Annotated in this window: 1 protein-coding gene; it reads left to right on the plus strand. The window is 67.0% G+C overall.

Annotation, left to right across the window (positions count from 1 at the left end):
• Positions 1 to 128 precede the first annotated feature (128 nt).
• Complete coding sequence (locus C892_RS0128240; protein WP_017559957.1) at positions 129 to 893, plus strand: IS5/IS1182 family transposase; 765 nt, start codon at positions 129 to 131, stop codon at positions 891 to 893.
• Positions 894 to 902 lie beyond the last annotated feature (9 nt).

Genomic DNA, 902 nt, shown 5'->3' on the forward strand with positions numbered 1-902 from the left:
TGAGCCTTTTTCATCCTGAAGGTGCTGGTCACAGGCTCACACCGACTGCCCGAAACCTCCCCTGACAGCAAGAAGCCCCTGGTAGACGGGTTAACGACCAAGAAAACCTGCCCCACCAGAGGCTCCACATGCTGTTCTACCGTGCCGCGTTGCCCCTGTCACGCCGGACCCTGAACCTGGCCGCCCGCACCATCCGCGCCCACCGCAGGAACACCGGCTCCCGATGGCGGCGCCTGGACCCCGCACAGCAGGCCCTGCTGGTCCTGGTCCACCTGTACAAAGGCGAAACGTTCACCCAGGTCGCAGCCGGTTTCGAGGTAGGCACCACCACCGCCTGGCGGTACGTGCGCGAGACCACGGCCCTGCTCGCCCAGCAAGCACCCACCCTCGAACAGGGGCTACGCCGCGCACGCCGCAAAGGGTGGGGGTATGTGATCGTCGACGGCACACTGATCGCCTGCGACCGCGTCGCGGCCGACCGCCCGTTCTATTCCGGCAAGCACAAGCAGCACGGCATGAACGTCCAGGTCGTGGCCGCACCGGACGGGGAACCCCTGTGGACGTCGTGGTCGCTGCTGGGATCGGTGCACGACACCAGAGCCGCCCGGGTGTGGAAGATCGCCGAACGCATCAAGGCCGCGGGCCTGCTCGGCCTGGGCGACAAGGGGTACGTGGGCCTGTCGCAGGCGGTGTTCTGCCCGTTCAAGGGCCGGGGCAAGCCGCAGTGGAAGAAGGACGCCAACTCCGAGCACGCCAAGCTCCGCAGCCCCGGGGAACGGGCATTCGCCCAGCTCAAGAACTGGGAGATCCTACGCCGGCTGCGGTGCTGCCCGCACCGGGCCGGACAGATCACCCGAGCCGTACTCGTCCTTCAACTCCGAGAAGCAGGATGAAAAGGGCTC

This window comes from Nocardiopsis baichengensis YIM 90130 (assembly GCF_000341205.1).
In the GTDB taxonomy this organism is placed as follows: Bacteria; Actinomycetota; Actinomycetes; order Streptosporangiales; family Streptosporangiaceae; genus Nocardiopsis_A; species Nocardiopsis_A halophila.